Raw genomic sequence first — 4,407 nt, 5'->3', positions numbered from 1 at the left:
ATCAACAGGCACATTCAGGACTTGACCGTGCAGAGTTTTGTAATTGTCAATTAGTGGGAATGGTGGATTATTTGTGACATTGATATTTGCTAAAATTCCTGGTGAAGTAAAAGCCCCATCACTGACCGTGTAAGTAAAGCTATCGATTCCAACAAATCCCGGATTCGGAGTATAAGTAAACGAACCATCAGTATTAAATCCGAGAGTGCCATTGTTGGGATTTGTGACTTTATTTGCCCTCAATACATCATCGTCTAAGTCGATGTCGTTGGCTAATACTCCCTCATCAACAGGCACATTCAGGACTTGACCGTGCAGAGTTTTGTAATTGTCAATTAGTGGGAATGGTGGATTATTTGTGATGTTAATCACAAAGGTCTGGTTTGCCGAAGTATCCAGGCCATCGTTAGCTGTACCGGCACTGTCTCTAAGGTTTAGAGTGATATTGGCAGCGCCAGTTGCACCCCCCGCCGGGGTAAAAGTCAGTTGTCCTAAAGAGTCGATCGCCGGTGGTACACTAAACAAAGCAGCATTGTCATTCCCTACCACTTGAAAACTAACAGTTTGTGCCGACTCGTTGGCGGGGCCTGGGGAAATACCTGTGGCCCATCCAGGGACAGTTTGCTGGCCTGCGTTGTGGCTGGCGATGGGATCGACCCCTTTAATAAACGAGGGTGGATCGTTGACTGGATTAACTGCGATCGAACTTGTTAAACTATTAGTGCTAAACGGCGTTGTTCCCTCGGTAACAGAAGCATTGACGCCCGCAGTACCGTTACCCACTCCGTTACTTCCATCCCACGCCCGAAAAGTAATTGTTGGTTCGCTTCCAGGGGTACTGTAATAGTCTGGGTTGGGTACAAACCGAACTTTCGCCGGCGTTTGCAGGGAAACCCGCGTCAGGTTGATGTTAGCTTGCGCCGAGGTTGTGTCGTCACCGAGGAATAGAAAATTAGGAGTTTCGTAAGGATCTATCGGACCAATAAATGCTGAATAATCGCGCAGCGGGCCGGCTAGTATGATAGCGCTGCCATCGGAAAGAGAGTAATTGTCACCTTGAACTCTGAGAGTGTAGTCAGTAGCAATATTGGTGTTATAACCAACATTCTCTGCTGCAAAAAATAAGCCGTTGGTTTGTCCGCTTTGGTTGGGAGTAATGCCGTCGCCTTGTGCAAAGATATTGCCCGAAGTTGCAGATAGGCGCTGGAAACCAATTTCAATGGCTTTGCGATCGCTAGTAACGGCAACAATGCTAAAGCCCGCCCGATTTTGATTAGTCCGGGATTCCGAGATAATTTGGAGATTAAAAGATAAGCTAAAGCCCGTTGTGCGATCGAGCGGGAGAAATGACGGATTTAAAGATTTTTTTGTATATCCAGCATAGATGCTATTGGCAGCAGTGCTGTTTAAATTAACTCCATTACCGTTAAAAAATTCGGAAGCTGTAGCGGTAGGAGAAACAATATTTAAGTTAGCCAAAGACAGCCAATTTTGAGAACTGGGAGTGTTACCAAGTAAGCCATTATAAAGAGGAGTCGGGCCGAGTACGGTTGCTGAACTTTCCGACACTGTGCCGAAATTTGTCCAAGTATTGCCGTCAGTTGAAAATTGCCAGTTACCGTTAGTATTGTCTGCTGCGGTGACTGCGACACCCAAAGGATCGCCATTAGCGTCACTTCCTAACTCGCTAGTGAGGTTGAAAATACTAAAGCCTGTGTTATCTGCGCTGGGTATATCTTCATTAATTGCGATCTGCGGATTAACATTAGGACCTGCCCAAGTCGGAGCAATGTTAACCGGCCGGTTGCGGAGACTGTTAATATAAATAGTGTTAATTCCGCCGTTGGGTAAACCCAAGGAGCCGGGACTATCTATAGTATAACTAGCAGTTCTGTTGATGCCGCCAATATCGCTCACAAACTCGACATTACCCCCGTTGCTTGGTGCTGGAATTTGCACCTTAGCTGCACTCCCAAATGCTCCGTGTGTTCCTGATGTCCTCCAGGCGAGGGAATCAACAGAAGTAATTCCCGCACTGCTAGTATCTACCCAAACAATATCTGATTCTGCAAAATTCCCAGGCAAATTTCCGGCTGGGAGCAGCTTTGTCAAAAATCCACCTGCGGGACTCAATCGAATGTTCCAATCGTTGTTTGTTCCCGAGGGTATGGGGTTGTAGGCAATCTCTTGATTAGCAACCGAACCGCCGATCGTAAGTATTGTTCCTGCTTTAAACACAGGAGCAATACTTGCCATATCAGTAAATCGATAAGCTGAATATTTAGCTGCTGTTGCCTCAGTTGAGTCGCCTACAAAATAGCTCTGAAGCTGAGTTGCACTTACATCTTCTGTGAGCAGTAACTCTACATACTCGTTGTCTGTAATGTTTGCAGTATCCCGCCGGAATTCGTTAATAATTATCTGTCCCATCTAGATGCACCTAAATTTCAAATGATTATGTATTAGCTGCCAACTACTGTGGCTGTTTTTTCACTGTTAAATTGAATCTGCGTAATTACACTGAGATTACTGTCCGTATAGTTGTTGTTGTTGTTGAAGTCATTTTTGTTACTAAAATAATATCTGGAGTGCTGAGCCGTGTTAAGCAAAAGCTTGGATTATTGCGGAACTGCCGATCGGCGATCTAGAAGCAGCAATTTTTGCCTTCGTTAGCTGACTCAGTTGCTTCACAAAGTTAGCGCCCTTCTCCCCCGCCGCTACATCGCACCCATAAAGCAAAATCTCTCCACAGTCTGCCAGCGATCGCGACCAACCCTGCAATTGCTTACCATAAGTTTTTAAATTTGTCAAGTTTAGATCAATCGCGCCTAGCAGCAAACTCGCGGGGCGACCGTGGGAGAGGATATGAATGCTTTTGATATTGCTGCAACTCGCTAGCGCGGCCGTGATTTGTGCTACTCCATCCCGTGCCGCATCGAGGGTAATAACTTCTGTCCCCGCTGCGATGCCGTTGCGGAGAGTTTGGCGATCAGGAAGGGCAGAGTCTAGAAAGGCGATCGAACTAAAAACTGAACTCATAAAATTTGGCATAATACACCTTTGGTTAGATGACGGTAGGAAAATTAAGGCGTGTAGAGCTTAGCAAATTCAAACCTTAAATGTCATGAGTAAAATTAACAATCAAGACGAATACTAATTTTCCGTGAACCTGCAACAGAGGCATCTTGATAGGGGCGGGTTTAGCCAATAAATCCTTTAAAAAACCGACAATTCCGGTACAAAACCCGCCCTATCAAGGTTCGATCGCCAAAAGTTCTTCTACTACCAATCCTTTCTCAATAGCGAGCACTGCTGCTTGAGTGCGATCGGGCACTTCTAACTTTTGCAAAATCGCGTGCACATGAACCTGCACCGTACCCGGAGCAATGTACAATATTTGTGCAATTTCCTGATTGCTTTTCCCCCCGCAACTAAAGCTAAAATTTCCTGTTCTCGCTTCGTCAGTGGATTCTCTAAAACTTCCCCTCTCAACCCATTTTTAAAAGGTTCGGGATTAGCAAAAACCGCCCTAATTTCCGCAGTCGCGGTCTGATCCCACCACGAAGCGCCCGCCGCTACCGATCGAATTGCCAACACCAAAGTTTCCGCCGCAATTCCTTTTAGGCAATATCCCTGAGTTCCCGCTGCAATTAATCTTTCAATTAACGATTTTTGCGAATGAGATGTTAAAATTAAAACGGCCATTGCTGGATGTCGCTGTTTAATTTGGCGGCACGCTTCAATACCGCCAATTCCCGGCAAACCGACATCGAGAACTACCACATCGGGCAAGTGTTCCTGAGTCAATTCTACCGCCGTTTCGCCATCTTCCGCTTCAGCAATTACTTGCAAGCAAGTTTCTTGCTGCAACCGCGTTTGCCGCCCCAACCTAAACAGTTCGTCGTCTTCAACTAAGAGAATTCGCAAGGGATAAACTGGTTGCATTTCTCTGGGATAGCAGGGAGTCTAAATCCAAACAAAGCGCCCTGTGGAAATTTATTTCCTGCCCAAATTATACCTCTGTGAGCGTCAATGATTTGGCGAGATAAGTATAACCCCAATCCCGATCCTTTGGCTTGCCGATCGCCGTTTCCTTGATAAAAATGCTCGAACAAGTGGGGCAGTTCATCGGCGGTAATTCCCAAGCCACTATCGATAACTTTCACCACCTGATAACTCGAATAAGATGCCATAACAATTTCTACTTTACCGCCACGAGGAGAATGGTTAATTCCGTTTGTTAACAAATTAGCAAAAACGTGCTGAAGTTGCACCGCATCGCCATTTACCCACAAAGAGCGACGGAAATCAGACTCTCCGTAACTCATATTACTCCCTTCCCGCTAGAAGACTATAGAATGAGATTATAGATATGTTGAATCGTGTTGGCAATTTGGATGGGAGTCT

Annotated in this window: 5 protein-coding genes; all 5 read right to left on the bottom strand. The window is 45.6% G+C overall.

Annotation, left to right across the window (positions count from 1 at the left end):
* Nucleotides 1-2,430: cadherin-like domain-containing protein (locus tag QUA36_RS30810; RefSeq protein ID WP_333460112.1), on the bottom strand; the 2,430-nt coding region annotated here is incomplete at its 3' end.
* A gap of 171 nt (nt 2,431-2,601) precedes the next feature.
* Nucleotides 2,602-3,051 carry a DUF4347 domain-containing protein gene (locus QUA36_RS30805; RefSeq protein WP_333460111.1) on the bottom strand — a complete coding sequence of 150 codons (450 nt, stop codon included), beginning with the start codon at nt 3,049-3,051 and terminating at the stop codon, nt 2,602-2,604.
* 202 nt (nt 3,052-3,253) lie between these two features.
* The gene (locus QUA36_RS31520) at nt 3,254-3,373 is read right to left on the bottom strand and encodes a hypothetical protein (RefSeq protein WP_445300064.1); all 120 of its coding nucleotides are present in this window, start codon (nt 3,371-3,373) and stop codon (nt 3,254-3,256) included.
* Nucleotides 3,337-3,945, bottom strand: a complete 609-nt coding sequence (locus QUA36_RS30800) for a response regulator (RefSeq protein ID WP_445301470.1) — start codon at nt 3,943-3,945, stop codon at nt 3,337-3,339. The genes QUA36_RS31520 and QUA36_RS30800 overlap by 37 nt, the downstream gene beginning before the upstream one ends.
* Nucleotides 3,912-4,328, bottom strand: coding sequence for an ATP-binding protein (locus QUA36_RS30795; RefSeq protein WP_333460110.1), 417 nt, complete (start codon nt 4,326-4,328; stop codon nt 3,912-3,914). Before QUA36_RS30795 ends, QUA36_RS30800 begins: the two co-directional genes overlap by 34 nt.
* Nucleotides 4,329-4,407: the final 79 nt, after the last annotated feature.

The sequence above is a fragment of the Microcoleus sp. Pol10D4 genome (assembly GCF_036701555.1).
In the GTDB taxonomy this organism is placed as follows: Bacteria; Cyanobacteriota; Cyanobacteriia; order Cyanobacteriales; family Microcoleaceae; genus Microcoleus.
The sequence above is the reverse complement of the archived record's forward strand: the minus strand, read 5'-3'. Positions and strand labels throughout refer to the sequence as shown.

Excerpts from the sequence above, each read along its gene's own strand:
- QUA36_RS30800 (WP_445301470.1), bottom strand. The coding sequence starts at position 3,945 with ATGCAACCAGTTTATCCCTTGCGAATTCTCTTAGTTGAAGACGACGAA.
- QUA36_RS30795 (WP_333460110.1), bottom strand. The coding sequence starts at position 4,328 with ATGAGTTACGGAGAGTCTGATTTCCGTCGCTCTTTGTGGGTAAATGGC.
- QUA36_RS30805 (WP_333460111.1), bottom strand. The coding sequence starts at position 3,051 with ATGCCAAATTTTATGAGTTCAGTTTTTAGTTCGATCGCCTTTCTAGAC.